The organism is Cryobacterium sp. PAMC25264, from assembly GCF_019443325.1.
Classification (GTDB): domain Bacteria; phylum Actinomycetota; class Actinomycetes; order Actinomycetales; family Microbacteriaceae; genus Cryobacterium.
Window position 1 is genome coordinate 3,842,185 of record NZ_CP080383.1, and the last position, 14,256, is coordinate 3,856,440.

Below are 14,256 nucleotides of genomic sequence, written 5' to 3' on the forward strand. Positions count from 1 at the left end.
GCGAGGGACTAGTTGCCGCCTTCGGGTGCCGGCACCCAGGCCGGGGTCGAATCGATCGTGGTCGCGATCCGTCCGCTGATATCCGCAAGCTGGCGCACTTGCGCTGCGGTGAGGGATTCGAAGACGAGCTCTTCGACGAGGGCGTGATGGGCGGGCGTGGATGCGGTCACGAGGGCGTGCCCGTCGTGGCTGAGGATGGCCAGGGTGAACCGACCGTCGGTCGGGTCGACCTCACGCCGCACCCAGCCCTTCTTCTCGAGCCGCGAGATCGCCCGGGAGAGCCGGGAGAGCGTGCTGCTGGCGTAGCCGGCGAGCACGCTCATCCGAAGGCTGCGGCCCGGCGCGCTGTCCAACGCGAAGAGCAGGCCGTGCTCGTAGTGCGTCAGTCCACTGTCGCGCTGCAACTGGGCATCAAGCGCCGCGGGGAGGCGCTCGAGCAGGGTGGCGATGGAGGCCCAGGCAGCCAGCCGGTCGCCACTGAGGCCTGACGGGTTGAGGGACGGCGTCATGAATCCACTGTAGCCAACTTGCTCAAGCAAGTGAAAGGCCTAGCCTGACTTGCTCAAGCAAGTAAAATCGCGCGGTGGTTACCGCCGGATGGAGACGACATGGAACTGCAGCTGCGTGGCAAGACGGCGTTCGTCAGCGGGTCGACACGCGGAATCGGCTTCGCCGTGGCCTCGACGCTCGCCGAAGAAGGCGCGCGCGTGATCGTGAACGGCCGCCACGAGGACGCGGTCGACGCGGCCGTGGCCGATCTTCGGCGGACTCATCCCGGTGCTGCTCACGCCGGGCTCGTCGCCGACTTCGCCGACCCCGCATCCGTCGGGCGGCTGATCGCCGAACTCGGCGACGTCGACATCCTCGTCAACAACGTCGGCCTCTTCGGCCTCGCCGAATTCGAGTCCATCACCGATGACGAGTGGGTGCACTACTTCGAAGTCAACCTGATGAGCGGCGTCCGTCTGTCCAGGCATGCGCTGCCCGGCATGCTGAAGCGGGGCTGGGGCCGCATCCTCTTCGTGAGCAGCGAGTCAGGCGTCAGCATCCCCGCCGACATGATCCACTACGGAGTCACCAAAGCCGCGATGATAGCCCTGAGCAACGGCCTCGCCAAGCGCACCCGTGGCACCGCAGTGACGGTCAACACGATCCTCGGCGGCCCAACCTACTCGGACGGCGTCGCCAGCACGATTGAATCCATCGCCGCCGCTCAGTCTGCCCCGGTGGACGCTGTGAAGGCCGGGATTATCGGACGGAACCACACCACGTTGCTCGAGCGGTTCATCAAGCCAGAGGAGATCGCATCTCTGGTGGCCTATCTGGCGAGCCCGCTCGCATCGGCCACGAACGGCGCGGCAGTGCGGGTGGATGGTGGGGTGCTGACGGGAACACTCTAGGCCGAGCCACCCCGCGCCGGCGGGGCCGAGGTCAGGCGAGGATGCGGGTGACCGACTCGACCGCGACGAGACCGGTGTGACTCAGGGCACTGTCCGGCACGGCGGCTCGCGCGTACGATCTGACCAATGAGCTTCGACGACCGGCACCGGCAGATGTACAGCGGGGGTCGCCCCGGCCGTGCGGCCCTGCGATCAAACCGTTTCATGGGACGGCTCGCGGCGTCCGGCCTGTTGGGCTGGTGGCTGGTCCGGCTGGACACCGTGAACCCGAAGTCGGGCACGCCCCTGCGCCTGCCACTGGTGACCGCGCGGGTGGACCGGCGTCGCTACGTCGTCTCGATGCTCGGCCAGGGCGCACGATGGGTGCGCAACGTGCGGTCCGCCGACGGGCGTGTGTCGATCCGGGCGGGCATGAGCCGGGACGTGCAACTCACCGAGGTGGAGGTGGCCCGCCGGCCTGCCATCATCAAGAACTATCTCCAGCGTGCTCCCGGCGCCCGCCCGCACATCCCGGTCGACAAGGATGCGCCGCTGGCGGACTTCGCGGCGATCGCGGCCGACTACCCGGTCTTCGAGATCGGCCGGGTGCGCTGACCGAGCCGCGAGTCGGACGGGCGGCCGGGCGGCCGGACGGGCGGATGGGCGGCCGGTCAGAAGGAAGAGGCGGGCCACCCCGATGACGACCCACCCCAAGCGGGGATGCTTCTGGTGTGACCTCGGCCAGGCCCTATCAACGGTGCCTCAGGGCCACACTTCGGGGAACACCCCCGTTCGGGGGCAGTGTATCCCCGAATTCACCGGTTCGTAAGGCCTGGAGGGCGACGGATCTGGCCGGGTCGCCGGTTGTTTTGGCAAGATATTCTGACAGGTGTCGCAGCGTTCGGGGAGCCGGCGCCGCGGAGTGGATGGCGCGGTTGGCGCACCGGAGGAGAACAATGGCAACGCAGTCAGGCGCGGCAACGCAGGGTGCACCCGGGGCGCCGGTGGCCGCAGCTCCGGCGGCGGATGCTGCGGTGTCGGCACCGGTCTGGGTGCGGGGCGTCCGACGCCGACCCGAATCCGCGGTCGGAGCGGCCGGCGTGATGGCCGCGGAGCTGCACGAGCCGGGCAGCCCTGCCGCCGTGGCCGCTGCCGCGTGGGCGGTGGACGGCGACGCGGGCCGCGCCATCCGGTTCGCCGTGGACACGGCGCGCCTGTTGCCGCCGCCCGGTGCGGGGCAGACCCTGCTCCTCTTCGATGCTCTGGCCAGCGCGGCGGCGGCCGACCTCACCGCGGCACGAGTGCTGGAGGCGCACACCGATGCGTTGACCATCCTTCGCCAGGCTCACGGGGACACGGCGGCGCCCGGCTCGACCGGCGCCGGCACGCAGAGCTGGGGGGTCTTCGCCGCCGAGGGACCCGGAGTGCGGCTGTCCGCCACCCGCAGCGATGGCGCGCCCGGCGATTCCGGCTGGCAGCTCGACGGCACCAAGCCGTGGTGCTCGCTGGCGGGCTCGCTCAGTCACGCCCTGGTGACCGCCCACACCACCCCCGCTGGCGCCGAACCCCGGCACCGCCGACTGTTCGCGGTCGACCTCGGCGACCCCGGGGTGCGGGTGCACGAGGGCAGCTGGGTCGCTACCGGGCTGACCCAGGTGCCCAGCGGCCCCGTGGACTTCAGCGCGGTTCCCGCCGTGCCGGTAGGCGACGACGACTGGTATCTGAGCCGGCCCGGGTTCAGTTGGGGCGGCATCCAGGTGGCGGCCTGCTGGTGGGGCGGTGCCGTGGGTGTGGCCCGGCAGCTGCGCCGGGCCGCAGAGGGCCGTGCGCCCGACCAGATCATGCGGGCCCATCTCGGCGCGGTCGACCTGGCGCTGCTCGGCGCCGGGGCTGCCCTCTGTGATGCCGCGACCGCGATCGACGCGGGCGAGGCCGTGGGGTCCGATGGTGTGCTGCTCGCCGCGCGGGTGCGCGGGCTGGTGGCCCGCACGGTCGACGAGGTGCTGACCCGGGTGGGACACGCGCTCGGCCCGGCGCCGCTCGCGCTCGACGCCCGACACGCCCGACGGGTCGCCGACCTGACCCTGTACGTGCGGCAGCACCATGCCGAGCGTGACGACGCGGCGCTCGGCGACCGCGTGCTCGGCAAGGAGCTCCCGGCATGGTGACCTTCACTCACAACGGCGGCGGAACCAGCGAAGAGGTCTGGCAGGGTGCCGACTGGGCGGTGCGCGCCCGGCCGCTTACCCTGTCCGGTTGTGACCGGCTCGTGGTCGTCGCGGCGCACCCCGACGACGAGTCCCTCGGTGCCGGCGGCCTGATCGTCGCGGCCGCGGCCCAGGGGATCCCGGTCACCGTGATCGTGGCCAGCAACGGAGAGGCCTCGCATCCACACTCGCCCACCACCACACCCGCCGGCCTCGCGGTGGTGCGCCGTGCCGAGGTGGTGGCCGCCGTGCGCGCGCTGACGCCGGCGGCGCGCATCCGACTGCTCGACCTGCCCGACGGCAGGCTCGCGGCGCACCGTGCCGAGCTGGCCGACGCGCTCGTGGCCGAGGCTGGGGCGGATGCGCCTGTGGATGCACCCGCGGATGCCCGTGGGGTGTGGCTGGTCGCCCCGTGGCGGAAGGATGGTCACCCCGACCACACCGCGGCCGGCGAGGCAGCGGCGCTCGTGGCCGCCCGCATCGGCGCCCGGCTGTTGGAGTACCCCATCTGGGCCTGGCACTGGTCGACCCCGGCGGATGATGTCTGGCCGGCCGGCGACGGCGCCGAGGTGCTGTATTCGATCGCCCTGGGCGCGGCGGGTCATGCTCGCAAGGGCACCGCGATGGCCGCGCACGTCAGCCAGGTACGTCCGCTCTCGGCCTGTCCCGGCGATGAGGCCATCGTGCAGCCGGGCTTCGCCGCACACTTCGAACGACCCTGGGAGATGTTCCTGGAGGCGACGCCCCCGCTCGGGCGTGCATCCGACGCCGCGGAGGCGCCCGGCAGGCCGGTGCCCGACGCGCCCACAGCCGACCGCTCCGTGCCCGATACGCCGGCGCCCGGCAGCCTGACCGCCGAGTTCTTCGACGACTTCTACGCCGGCTCGGATGACCCGTGGGGCTTCGAGACCCGGTGGTACGAGTCGCGCAAGCGCGCCGCCACCCTGGCCGCGCTGCCACTCAAACGATACGGTGCGGCGCTCGAGCTGGGCTGCTCCATCGGGGTGCTCAGCCGCGACCTCGCGGACCGCTGCGACACCCTCCTCGCCACCGACCTCGCCGAGCGGGCGCTCGACGTGGCCCGCCGCCGGCTGGCTGGGCTCCCCGGGGTCACCGTTGAACAACGCATCCTGCCCGCCGAGTGGCCGGAAGGCAGCTTCGATCTGGTCGTGCTGTCAGAGATCGGCTACTACTGCTCTTCGGCCGACCTGGACGTGCTCCTCACCCGCTGCCGGGACAGCCTCGCGCCCGGCGGATCGCTCGTGGCCTGCCACTGGCGGCACCCGGTGGGCGAATACCCGCTCGGCGGCGACGACGTGCACGCCGCACTGGCCGCACTGCCGGGCCTGGAGCGCACCGTGCTGCATCTGGAGCGCGACTTCGTGCTCGAGGTCTACGAACCGGCGCCGGCCCGCTCTGTCGCCCAGCGTGAGGGCTTGGCGCCGTGACCAGGCCACCCGACACCCCGCACCGTGAGACCGCACGGATCGATGCCGTGCTCGTGGTGGTGCCCGCCCGCAACGAGGAGAGCCGGCTGCCGCGCTGCCTGGCCGCCCTGGCCGAGGCCGTGGCTGTGGTGCGGGAGGAGTTCGGTGCCGACGCCCCGGCCATCTCGGTGCTTGTCGTGCTCGACCGGTGCACCGACGGCTCAGCCGATGTCGTAGCCGAGCGGCCCCGATTCCTCACAATGGAGAGCGACGCCGGCTCGGTCGGCACGGCCCGGCGCCTCGGGGTCGACCGGCTGCTGGCCGGCGCCGTCCCGGAGCACACCTGGGTGGCCACGACGGATGCCGACTCCGCCGTCCCCAGCCGCTGGCTGGCCGTGCAGCTGGCGCTCGCCGAGGCCGGCACCGAGCTGATGCTGGGCACGGTGCTGCCCGACGCCGACCTCCCCACCGCGGAGCGCGCCCGCTGGCACGACGAGCACAGCCTGGTGGACGGGCATCCACACGTGCACGGCGCCAACCTGGGCGTGCGGGCGGACCGGTACCTCGCCGCCGGGGGCTTCAGCGACGTCGACTCCGACGAGGACGTGCTGCTGGTGGGGGAGCTGCGCCGTCTGGGCGTGCACGAGTGCCGCACGGCCCTCATCCCGGTGCTCACCTCGGGCCGCCTGAACGGCCGGGCGCCTGGTGGATTCGGCGGCTACCTGACCGATCAGGTGGCCGCCAACCGCTAGGGCCTAAGCGGACGGGACGACAACCTCGGTGAGCTCAGGGCGCTTGGGCGGGCGACCGTCGCCGGAGGACCGGCCGGTGAGCCGGCGCCCGATCCAGGGCAACACGTAGGCGGCGTAGTACGCGGCGGTGTCCTGGATGAGCTCGCGTGGCGGGGCCTCGCCGGCCTCACCCTGCGCCCAACCGGCCGGCACCGGGACGCCGAGAGCGGTGAGAACGTGGGTGGCCACCCGGGTGTGCCCGCAGGCATTGAGGTGCAGCTTGTCGGCCGACCAGAACCGGCTCTGCATGAGTTCGGTGTCGATCCAGTTGTCGACCAGGGTGACGCCGGGCTTGCCGAAGGTGTCCCTGGCGGCCTCGGCGAGCCTGTCGCCGCGCTTCTGCATGAGCGAGCCGAGCGGCAGATGCCGGGACGGGTTGCCGCCGCTGAGCACCACCACATGGATGCCGTCGGCCACCGCCTTGTCGACGACCCGGTCGAGCAGGTCCACAACGTAGGAGATCTCCACCCGGGGCCGCATCATGTCGTTGCCGCCGCCGCACACCGTGAGCAGGTCGGGCTTCAACGCGAGGGCCGGCTCCAACTGGTCGTTCACGATGGGGCCGAGCAGCTTGCCACGGACGGCGAGATTGGCATACGAGACCGGCTCGGGGCTCGCCGCCGCCAGTCCAAGCGCAACCAAGTCGGCCCATCCGCGCACCTGGCCGTCGGGCAGGTCGTCGCCGACGCCTTCGGTGAAGCTGTCGCCGATGGCCACGTACCGCCGGTACGGCTGCAGGGTCGACGGCGACGAGTGGGGCTCCTGGATGGCGTTCGTGGTTACTCCTTGGGCAGGTTCAGACGGCTGACGATGGCGTCGCGGGCCTGCTGGGCGGCGCGGCGAACGTCCTTGTCGGGGTCGCGCAGTCGCACGGTGATGGTGGGGATGTCCTGCTCGCGACCCTGCAGGGCGAGGGCGTTGAGGGCGGCGACGCGAACGCGGGGGACCTCGTCGGTGGTCGCCTTCACGAGCTTGGGCGCGACATCCAATTTGCGGAGCATGACGACCTTCGCGCACATTTCGCGGATGCGCCACGCCTCGTTGTTGAGGCCGACGACGACATACGGTGCCGCGGAGTCGTTCCACACGTGCAGCAGCGCGCGGGCGCCCCACAGCTCGGGCCAGTACAGCGCCGGGGCACCCTCGAGGATGCCGAGCGCGTGCCGGCCACCCACGTAGAGGAGGAAGTCCTTGCCGGCGTTCTTGCCGCGCATGAGGGCGACGGAGTGGTCGACGACGGTGGACTCGCCATAGTGTTCGACGGCCTTGGCGAGGCGCTCGGCCGTGGGCAGGTCGATCGGAAGATCGGGGTGGGGGTCAATTTGTTATGCATAACGTGTCCACGTTATCCCTCTACGGGGGTCGACGCGGCAAGGAAAGGCCACCCGACACATTCCTTCACACTGATTTGGCCCGCGGCGTTGCGGTTGACAGACTCGGAAGGACTGGGGTAGAAGCCGCCAGAACGCACCACCCGACCGTGCAGCCCTAACCTCAGGACCACCGTGATCTCCGTTCAGCACGTCTCCAAGACCTTCCGCTCCGGCGGCACGGTCACCGCCGCCCTGCAGGACGTCTCTCTCGAGGTGGCGGAGGGCGAGATCTTCGGCGTGATCGGCCAGAGCGGTGCCGGCAAGAGCACCCTGATCCGGGCGGTCAATCTGCTCGAACGTCCCGATTCCGGCACCGTCACGGTGGACGGTGACGAGCTCACCGCCCTCGCGCCCGCCGAGCTTCGCCGGGCACGCCGCAAGATCGGCATGGTCTTCCAGCACTTCAACCTTCTCGCCGGGCGCACCGTGCGCGGCAACGTCGAACTGGGCCTGGAGATCAGTGGAGTGGACGGTGACGAGCGCCGCCGCCGGGCCCTGGAGATCCTCGACCTCGTCGGACTCGACGACAAGGCCGGCGCCTACCCCGCCGAACTCTCCGGCGGGCAGAAGCAGCGCGTGGGCATCGCCCGGGCGCTGGCCGGCAACCCCAAGGTGCTGCTCTCCGACGAGGCCACCAGCGCGCTCGACCCGGAGACCACCCGGTCGATCCTCGACCTGGTCAAGAAGATCAACACCGACCTGGGCCTCACTGTGCTGCTGATCACCCACGAGATGGATGTCGTCAAGCGCATCTGCGACTCCGCCGCGCTCATCGAGGGTGGCCGCATCGTCGAACAGGGCCGCATCGTCTCGCTCATCTCCACCGCCGGCTCCCGGCTGGCGCACGAACTCTTCCCGCTCGGCGACGCCCCGTCGCTGCCGGGGACACGGTGATCGACATCACCTTCAGCGGCGGATCGGCCGACCGGCCGGTGATCGCCCAGCTGGCGCGCACCTACGGGCTGGATGTGTCCATCCTCGGCGCGGCCATCGAGACCATCGGCGGCAACCAGGCCGGGCGCACCCGCCTGGCCCTGCCGGGGAGTCCGGCGGGCAACGCCGGGCCCATCGAGGACCTGCGCAGCCAGGGCATGCTCGTCGAAATCGTGGGGGAGTAACCGTGCTTCTGGATCCATCACTGCCGCAGTTCTGGTCGGACCTGTTCCAGGTTCTGCTCATCGGCACCGGTCAGACCCTCTATATGGTGGGCGTCTCGCTGCTCATCACGGTCATCGTGGGGCTGCCGTTGGGCATCCTGCTCGTCGGCACCGAACCCGGTGGCCTGTTCGAGAGTCCGTTCGGCTCGCGCCGGGCCGGCCGGGTGATCAACCGGGTGCTCGATTTCATCGTGAACCTCGGCCGCAGCGTGCCGTTCATCATCCTCATGGTCGCGCTGATCCCGTTCACCCGTCTTGTGGTGGGCACCTTCATCGGCCCCACCGCCGCCATCGTTCCGCTGGCGGTGGTGGCGATCCCGTTCTTCGCCCGCATGGTGGAGATCGCGATCAAGGAGGTGGACACGGGCCTGATCGAGGCGGCCGAGTCGTTGGGCGCCACCCGCTGGCAGATCGTGTCGAAGGTGCTCGTGCCCGAGGCGCTCGCCCCGATGATCCTGGGGCTCTCCACCACGGTGACGTCCATCATCAACTTCTCCGCCATGGTCGGCACCGTCGCCGGCGGTGGCCTGGGCGATGTCGCCGTGCGGTACGGCTACCAGCGTTACAGCACCATCCACATGGTCGCCGTGATCATCGTGATCTTCGTGATCGTGATGCTGTTGCAGGGGCTGGCGACGATGCTGGCCAAGCGTTTCGCGCACCGCTCCCGGCCGAGCCGCGCGGAGAAGGCCGTGCCGGCCCTCCGCGCCGGCGTCGTCACCGGCGTCTGAGCTGCCCCCTTCCCACCCCCTGTCTCACCCGGTCGCGTCGAAGTCAGCATGACGGCGCGGCTCTCACCACCCGCCACCCACGAGAAGAGTCCTCCCATGCAGTTCACCTCACGCAGCACGCGCCTTGCTGGTGCCGCCGTTGCCATCTCCGCCCTGTTCGCCCTCACGGCCTGCGCCGGCTCCTCCGACGCGCCGGCCGCCAGCGGCGGAGCCGATGACCTCGGCACCGTCACCGTGGGCGCCCTGGCCACCCCGGCCGGCGACATCCTCAAGTTCGTGCAGGACAACCTCGCCGCCGACGCGGGCCTGGAAATCACCTTCCAGGACTTCACCGACTACAACACCCCCAACGTGGCCCTGTCCGACGGCTCGATCGACGCGAACCTGTTCCAGAACGCCACGTTCCTCAAGACCTACAACGAGCAGGCCGGCGGCAGCCTGGTCAGCGTCGGCGAGATCTACCTGCCCAGCGCCGCGTTCTACAGCAACACCGTGAAGTCGCTCGACGACCTCAAGGACGGCGCTACCATCGCCATTCCGAACGACCCGACCAACGAGGGCCGCGCCCTCAAGATCCTGGCCGGCGAAGGCCTGATCGAGACGACGGATGAGCCCACCTCGCTCGCCGACATCACCGAGAACCCGAACAAGTACGAGTTCCGCGAGATCGAGAACGCCACCCTGCCGCAGGCCGTGCAGGACGTCGACGCGGCGTTCGTGACAATCTCGTTCGCCCTGCCGGCCGGCCTCACCGCCGACCAGGCGATCCTGATCGAGGGCTCCGACAGCCCCTACGCCAACGTGCTGGCCACCACGCCCGAGCTCGAGAACGATCCGCGCATCGTCAAGCTCAAGGAACTGCTGCTCTCCCCGGAGACCCAGAAGTACATGCTCGACACCTGGGGCGGCTTGGTCATCCCGTCCGTCTAGGTTCGCGAACTGTGAGTTAAGCACCTAAAACTTGCGAATTCTGGTGCTTTTCTCACAGTTCGCGGGCTCGCGCCGAGTGGCGGGGCGTCGTCGTGACGGCGTCGACACCGAACTCGAACGCGGCGGCGTGCTCGTAGGGGCCGTAGCTGTCGATCTCGGTGAAGCCGAGGCCGCGGTACAGGGCGAGAGCCTCGGGCTGGGCGTGCCCGGTCTCCAGACGCACGGTCGTGTAGCCGAGCTGCCCGGCCAGGCCGGCCAGCTCGCGCAGCAGCCGCAGGGCATGGCCCTGGCGGCGGTAGTCCGGGTTGGTCCACATCCGCTTGATCTCAACGGTCTCATCGTCGATCCGGCGGAGGCCGCCGCCTGCGACGGTGCGGTCCCCATCCATCAGCACCACGAAGGCGCCGGTGGGGGCCTCGAACTCCTGCGGCTCGACATCCAGCACCGAGTCGCCGGCGCCGGCGCCATAGCGTGCTTCATACTCCTGACGGAGGCCGGTGAGCAGGGGTTCGACCTCGGGGGCGGTCAGGGCCACTTGTTGGTAATCCACTGGGCCAATCCTGCCCTAACGCCCAGCTTCCGACAATTCCTCAGCGGGGGCCGGCGCGCGGGCCTCCCGGCGCCCGGCGCAAGTACACTCGGTACGTGTCTGTGAATCCAGCAATCCAGGGCCGGGTCTTTCCCGCTGTGCCGCCGTATCTCGTGGGTCGAGAGAAGGTGCGCGAGTTTTCGCGGGCCGTTTTCGCGACCAACCCGATCAACTTCGACCCCGAGGCCGCGCAGGCCGCCGGCTATGCCGACGTCGTGGCGCCGCCCACGTTCGCCGTGGTCGTGCAGGAGGCCACCCTGGCCCAGCTGCTCGCCGAACCCGACGCGGGCATCGACTTCACCCGGGTGGTGCACGGCGACCAGCGCTTCAGCTTCAGCCGGCCGATCGTGGCCGGTGACGAGCTCACCGCCACGCTCACCGTCGCCAGCGTGAAGAGCCTCGGCGGCCACTCGATGGTCACCGCGGAGTCGACGATCCTCGACGCATCCGGCGCCCACGTGGTCACCGCCACCTCCACCCTCGTCGTCAGGGGAGACGAATGACCGACAAGACAGTGCCCGCCACGCCCAGCCTCGACTCCCTCTCGGTCGGCGACATCGTCGCCGAGAGCCGCTTCCCGCTCACCAGGGATTCCCTGGTGCGTTACGCGGGTGCCTCGGGCGACTTCAACCCGATCCACTACCGTGACGACGTCGCGGAGTCGGTTGGGCTGCCCGGTGTGCTCGCCCACGGCATGCTGACCATGGGTCTGGGCATCCAGCCCGTCGTCGACTGGGCCGGCGACCCGGCGCGCGTCGTGGACTACCAGGTGCGGTTCACCCGCCCGGTGCCCGTCGACCCCGACCTCGGCGCGGTCGTGACCGTTCTGGCCAAGGTCGGCGCCCTCGACGCCGAGGCCGGCGTCGCCCGCATCGACCTCACGGTCACCTTCAACAACACCACCGTCCTGGGTAAGGCGCAGGCGCGCGTCAGCCTCGTCTGATCCGCCATGACCGAGCCTGTGCCCGTGAACCTGTCTGAGCTGACCACGCTGCGCGTCGGCGGCGCCCCCACGCAGCTGGTGGCCCCGACCGACGAGGCCGGTCTGATCGCGGCGGCCCGGGACGCTTGGGCGGGTGACGAACCATGGGTTCTCGTCGGCGGCGGCTCCAACACCGTGGCGGCGGATGCGGGCTTCGACGGCGTGGTCATCCTGGTGCGCACGCGCGGCATCGAGCGGCTCGACCTGGTGCCGGAGTCGGCAACCGACGACGACCTCGACGGGCGGCCCCTGCGCATCCGGGTGCAGGCCGGCGAACCGTGGGATGAGCTGGTGGCCCACACCGTCGCGAACGGCTGGGCGGGCATCGAAGCGCTGTCCGGCATCCCGGGCACCAGTGGTGCGGCGCCCGTGCAGAACATCGGTGCGTATGGTCAGGAGCTCTCCAGCAGCCTGGCGGCCATCGACTTCCTGGACTACGAGTCCGGCGAGGTGGAACGGCTCAGCGCCGCCGATCTCCGGCTGGACTACCGCACCTCGGTGCTCAAGCAGGGCCGCCGCGGCGTGGTGCTCGCCATCGAACTCGAGCTGCGCGACATGACCCCGCAGGCCGAGGTGCTCGGCACGCCGCTGAGCCGGCCGGTGGGGTACCCGCAGCTGGCCCAGGCCCTCGGCGTGCAGGTGGGTGACAGGGTGCCGCTGATCGATCTGCGCCAGAGCGTGCTGGGCCTGCGCGCCGGCAAGGGCATGGTGCTCGACGACGCCGACCCCGACACCTACAGCGCCGGGTCTTTCTTCACCAACCCGATCGTGACCGAGAGTTTTGCCCGTACCCTGCCCACGGATGCGCCGCGCTGGAAACAGGCCGAGATCGAGCTGCCCGACCGTGTGATCCCGCTCGATGAGTACGCCGGCGTCGGGCCCATGCCCGGCAGCCAGGTGTTGCGCACTGTGAAGCTCAGCGCGGCCTGGCTGATCGAGAACTCCGGCATCCACCGCGGGTTCCGGCTACCCGGGTCGCGGGCCGCGATCTCGAGCAAGCACACCCTGGCGATCACCAACACCGGCGGGGCTACCGCCGACGAGATCGGGCAGCTCGCCCGCTTCGTACAGCAGCGCGTGCAGAGCGACTTCGGTGTGATCCTGCAGCCCGAACCGGTGTTCGTCGGTTTCTCGCTGCTCTAGCCCGCCCGCCCGCCGCAAGCGCGATTCGGAGCGGTGCGCCCGCCCCTTGCGGCAAAAATCCCTCTGGGGGCACCGAATCGGCAGCGTGCGGCGCCTCGGGGGAGGAGCGTCGATGTGAGTTGCCAGTTGGAGCCCCCTCCGGCGCGCTGAATGGGCCCGAACTGGCAACTCACGACGGCCGTATCCGGTGAGTTGCCAGTTGAGGCCGCTTCGGGTGCATGGAGCGGGCCTCAACCGGCACGTCACGACACCTGCTCCCGCTGGTGGCACGAGTCCCGCGGGCGGGAATGGGGTGACGTGTGGCGAGTCGATTCCGGCCGCGAAACGGGCTAGAGCAGGCGTAGCTCCATGGCGAGGGTGACCGCGCGCGTGCGGTCGCTCACGCCGAGCTTCTCGAACACGTGCAGCAGATGGGTCTTCACGGTGGCCTCGCCGATGAAGAGCGACCGGGCGATCTGCGGGTTGCTCTCGCCCGTCGCCACGAGGCGGAGCACCTGGAGTTCGCGGGCCGACAGCCGGGGCGCCGGCGCGGCATCCGCCCGCACCCGCTGCACCAGCCTGGCGGCGATCACGGGCGCGAGCACGGTTTGGCCGCCGGCGACAGAGCGCACACCCTCGATGATCTCGGCCTGCGGTGCGGCCTTGAGCAGGTAGCCGCTGGCCCCGGCCGCGATGGCGCCGAGGATCTGGTCGTCGGTCTCGTAGGTGGTGAGCACCAGCACCCGGGTGTCCGGGTTGTGCGCAAGGATCTGGGCGGTGGCCGCCGCGCCGTCCAGCTGGGGCATCCGCAGGTCCATCAGCACCAGGTCGGGCCGCAGCTCAGCGGCCAGGAGCACGGCTGCGGCACCATCGGACGCTTCGCCGACCACTTCGATGTCGCCGGCGGTGCCGAGCAGGCCGACGATGCCTCCGCGCACGATCGGATGGTCGTCGGCCACCAGCACCCGGATCATCCGCGGGCCCCCGCACCGGTGGGCAATGCCGGCACAGCCGGCGCGGAGACGGGCAGGGTCACCCGAAGGGTCGTGCCGTGCCCGCCGGCGGCGCCCTCGGCCGCACTGTCGGTGACCTCGAGTCTCCCGCCGACCAGGGCGAGCCTGTCGCGCATCCCGGCCAGGCCGAAGCCGTGCTCGGTGTCGGGGGTGTAGTCGCCCAGCCCCCTGCCGCTGTCGGACACGGTGAGGACGATGTCGTGGCCGGCCCGCGCGACACCCACATGGGCGGCTCCCGCGCCGGAGTGCTTGCGTACGTTGGCCAGGCCCTCCTGGGCGCACCGCAGCAAAACCACTTCGAGGGCCCGGTCGAGTGCGGGCGCAGTGCCGTCGCCGTCGCTGCCGAGCCCGGCGAGGTCGACGCCCACCCGAATCCCGGTCTCACGTTCGAAGCGTTCGGCCAAGCGGGCCAGGGTGTGGGCGAGGTCGCCGTCACCCACCCGGGCCGGCGCCATGGATGCCACCAGCGCGCGCGCCTCGGCTAGGAGACTGCTGATTTATCGGGGCGTTTAAGGCGCGCCTTTGTTGGTTTCGGCGGAGGTGTTTAAGACTTGA

Annotated in this window: 18 protein-coding genes; 12 read left to right on the forward strand and 6 right to left on the reverse strand. The window is 70.6% G+C overall.

The window, feature by feature from the left end:
• Positions 1–8: 8 nt before the first annotated feature.
• Positions 9–509 carry a MarR family winged helix-turn-helix transcriptional regulator gene (locus tag KY500_RS18050; protein ID WP_219901697.1) on the reverse strand — a complete coding sequence of 167 codons (501 nt, stop codon included), beginning with the start codon at positions 507–509 and terminating at the stop codon, positions 9–11.
• A gap of 99 nt (positions 510–608) precedes the next feature.
• Between KY500_RS18050 and KY500_RS18055 the strand changes: the two genes are divergently transcribed.
• From KY500_RS18055 to KY500_RS18075, 5 genes are all read left to right on the forward strand, one after another.
• Entirely contained in the window at positions 609–1,400 is a 792-nt protein-coding gene (locus tag KY500_RS18055) for an SDR family NAD(P)-dependent oxidoreductase (protein WP_219901698.1), read from the forward strand.
• Between the two features lie 126 nt (positions 1,401–1,526).
• Positions 1,527–1,994 (forward strand): nitroreductase/quinone reductase family protein, encoded by a 468-nt coding sequence (locus KY500_RS18060; protein WP_219901699.1) that lies wholly within the window; start codon positions 1,527–1,529, stop codon positions 1,992–1,994.
• Positions 1,995–2,335: 341 nt separating this feature from the next.
• The gene (locus KY500_RS18065) at positions 2,336–3,547 is read left to right on the forward strand and encodes an acyl-CoA dehydrogenase (protein WP_255579551.1); all 1,212 of its coding nucleotides are present in this window, start codon (positions 2,336–2,338) and stop codon (positions 3,545–3,547) included.
• Positions 3,541–5,034, forward strand: a complete 1,494-nt coding sequence (locus KY500_RS18070; protein WP_219901700.1) for a PIG-L family deacetylase — start codon at positions 3,541–3,543, stop codon at positions 5,032–5,034. The genes KY500_RS18065 and KY500_RS18070 overlap by 7 nt, the downstream gene beginning before the upstream one ends.
• Positions 5,031–5,765, forward strand: coding sequence for a glycosyltransferase family 2 protein (locus KY500_RS18075; RefSeq protein WP_219901701.1), 735 nt, complete (start codon positions 5,031–5,033; stop codon positions 5,763–5,765). Before KY500_RS18070 ends, KY500_RS18075 begins: the two co-directional genes overlap by 4 nt.
• Positions 5,766–5,768: 3 nt before the next feature.
• On the opposite strand, the gene KY500_RS18080 is transcribed toward KY500_RS18075, so the two are convergent.
• Together KY500_RS18080 and KY500_RS18085 are read right to left on the reverse strand one after the other, a co-directional pair.
• Entirely contained in the window at positions 5,769–6,521 is a 753-nt protein-coding gene (locus tag KY500_RS18080; RefSeq protein ID WP_255579553.1) for an SGNH/GDSL hydrolase family protein, read from the reverse strand.
• A gap of 62 nt (positions 6,522–6,583) precedes the next feature.
• The gene (locus KY500_RS18085) at positions 6,584–7,018 is read right to left on the reverse strand and encodes a HEAT repeat domain-containing protein (RefSeq protein ID WP_255579554.1); all 435 of its coding nucleotides are present in this window, start codon (positions 7,016–7,018) and stop codon (positions 6,584–6,586) included.
• A 291-nt stretch (positions 7,019–7,309) separates the two neighbouring features.
• Here KY500_RS18085 and KY500_RS18090 point away from each other — a divergent pair, with 291 nt between their 5' ends.
• From KY500_RS18090 to KY500_RS18100, 4 genes are all read left to right on the forward strand, one after another.
• Entirely contained in the window at positions 7,310–8,071 is a 762-nt protein-coding gene (locus KY500_RS18090) for a methionine ABC transporter ATP-binding protein (RefSeq protein ID WP_255579555.1), read from the forward strand.
• Complete coding sequence (locus KY500_RS19585; protein WP_255579556.1) at positions 8,068–8,295, forward strand: NIL domain-containing protein; 228 nt, start codon at positions 8,068–8,070, stop codon at positions 8,293–8,295. Before KY500_RS18090 ends, KY500_RS19585 begins: the two co-directional genes overlap by 4 nt.
• Before the next feature lie 2 nt (positions 8,296–8,297).
• Complete coding sequence (locus tag KY500_RS18095; protein ID WP_255579557.1) at positions 8,298–9,065, forward strand: methionine ABC transporter permease; 768 nt, start codon at positions 8,298–8,300, stop codon at positions 9,063–9,065.
• 96 nt (positions 9,066–9,161) lie between these two features.
• Positions 9,162–9,995 (forward strand): MetQ/NlpA family ABC transporter substrate-binding protein, encoded by an 834-nt coding sequence (locus KY500_RS18100; protein WP_219901702.1) that lies wholly within the window; start codon positions 9,162–9,164, stop codon positions 9,993–9,995.
• Positions 9,996–10,047: 52 nt separating this feature from the next.
• Here KY500_RS18100 and KY500_RS18105 read toward each other — a convergent pair whose 3' ends face one another.
• Positions 10,048–10,545, reverse strand: a complete 498-nt coding sequence (locus KY500_RS18105; protein WP_219901703.1) for a GNAT family N-acetyltransferase — start codon at positions 10,543–10,545, stop codon at positions 10,048–10,050.
• Between the two features lie 95 nt (positions 10,546–10,640).
• On the opposite strand from KY500_RS18105, the gene KY500_RS18110 reads away from it, so the two are divergent.
• Genes KY500_RS18110 through KY500_RS18120 form a run of 3 tightly spaced genes read left to right on the forward strand, consistent with a single transcriptional unit; the run spans position 10,641 to position 12,709 of the window.
• The gene (locus KY500_RS18110; protein WP_219901704.1) at positions 10,641–11,087 is read left to right on the forward strand and encodes a MaoC family dehydratase N-terminal domain-containing protein; all 447 of its coding nucleotides are present in this window, start codon (positions 10,641–10,643) and stop codon (positions 11,085–11,087) included.
• Positions 11,084–11,527, forward strand: coding sequence for a MaoC family dehydratase (locus KY500_RS18115; RefSeq protein WP_219901705.1), 444 nt, complete (start codon positions 11,084–11,086; stop codon positions 11,525–11,527). Before KY500_RS18110 ends, KY500_RS18115 begins: the two co-directional genes overlap by 4 nt.
• 6 nt (positions 11,528–11,533) lie before the next feature.
• On the forward strand, positions 11,534–12,709 hold the full coding sequence (locus KY500_RS18120) for a UDP-N-acetylmuramate dehydrogenase (RefSeq protein WP_219901706.1): 1,176 nt from the start codon (positions 11,534–11,536) through the stop codon (positions 12,707–12,709).
• A 329-nt stretch (positions 12,710–13,038) separates the two neighbouring features.
• Here KY500_RS18120 and KY500_RS18125 read toward each other — a convergent pair whose 3' ends face one another.
• Positions 13,039–13,662 carry a response regulator transcription factor gene (locus KY500_RS18125; RefSeq protein WP_219901707.1) on the reverse strand — a complete coding sequence of 208 codons (624 nt, stop codon included), beginning with the start codon at positions 13,660–13,662 and terminating at the stop codon, positions 13,039–13,041.
• The gene (locus tag KY500_RS18130; RefSeq protein ID WP_370626945.1) at positions 13,659–14,156 is read right to left on the reverse strand and encodes a sensor histidine kinase; all 498 of its coding nucleotides are present in this window, start codon (positions 14,154–14,156) and stop codon (positions 13,659–13,661) included. Before KY500_RS18130 ends, KY500_RS18125 begins: the two co-directional genes overlap by 4 nt.
• Between the last annotated feature and the right edge of the window lie 100 nt (positions 14,157–14,256).

What these genes read in the sequence shown, in the direction of transcription:
- KY500_RS18085 (WP_255579554.1), bottom strand. Translation starts at nt 7,018, where the DNA reads ATGCGCGGCAAGAACGCCGGCAAGGACTTCCTCCTCTACGTGGGTGGC.
- KY500_RS18055 (WP_219901698.1), top strand. Translation starts at nt 609, where the DNA reads ATGGAACTGCAGCTGCGTGGCAAGACGGCGTTCGTCAGCGGGTCGACA.
- KY500_RS18065 (WP_255579551.1), top strand. Translation starts at nt 2,336, where the DNA reads ATGGCAACGCAGTCAGGCGCGGCAACGCAGGGTGCACCCGGGGCGCCG.
- KY500_RS18130 (WP_370626945.1), bottom strand. Translation starts at nt 14,156, where the DNA reads ATGGCGCCGGCCCGGGTGGGTGACGGCGACCTCGCCCACACCCTGGCC.
- KY500_RS18115 (WP_219901705.1), top strand. Translation starts at nt 11,084, where the DNA reads ATGACCGACAAGACAGTGCCCGCCACGCCCAGCCTCGACTCCCTCTCG.
- KY500_RS18060 (WP_219901699.1), top strand. Translation starts at nt 1,527, where the DNA reads ATGAGCTTCGACGACCGGCACCGGCAGATGTACAGCGGGGGTCGCCCC.
- KY500_RS18125 (WP_219901707.1), bottom strand. Translation starts at nt 13,662, where the DNA reads ATGATCCGGGTGCTGGTGGCCGACGACCATCCGATCGTGCGCGGAGGC.
- KY500_RS18070 (WP_219901700.1), top strand. Translation starts at nt 3,541, where the DNA reads ATGGTGACCTTCACTCACAACGGCGGCGGAACCAGCGAAGAGGTCTGG.
- KY500_RS18050 (WP_219901697.1), bottom strand. Translation starts at nt 509, where the DNA reads ATGACGCCGTCCCTCAACCCGTCAGGCCTCAGTGGCGACCGGCTGGCT.
- KY500_RS18100 (WP_219901702.1), top strand. Translation starts at nt 9,162, where the DNA reads ATGCAGTTCACCTCACGCAGCACGCGCCTTGCTGGTGCCGCCGTTGCC.
- KY500_RS18120 (WP_219901706.1), top strand. Translation starts at nt 11,534, where the DNA reads ATGACCGAGCCTGTGCCCGTGAACCTGTCTGAGCTGACCACGCTGCGC.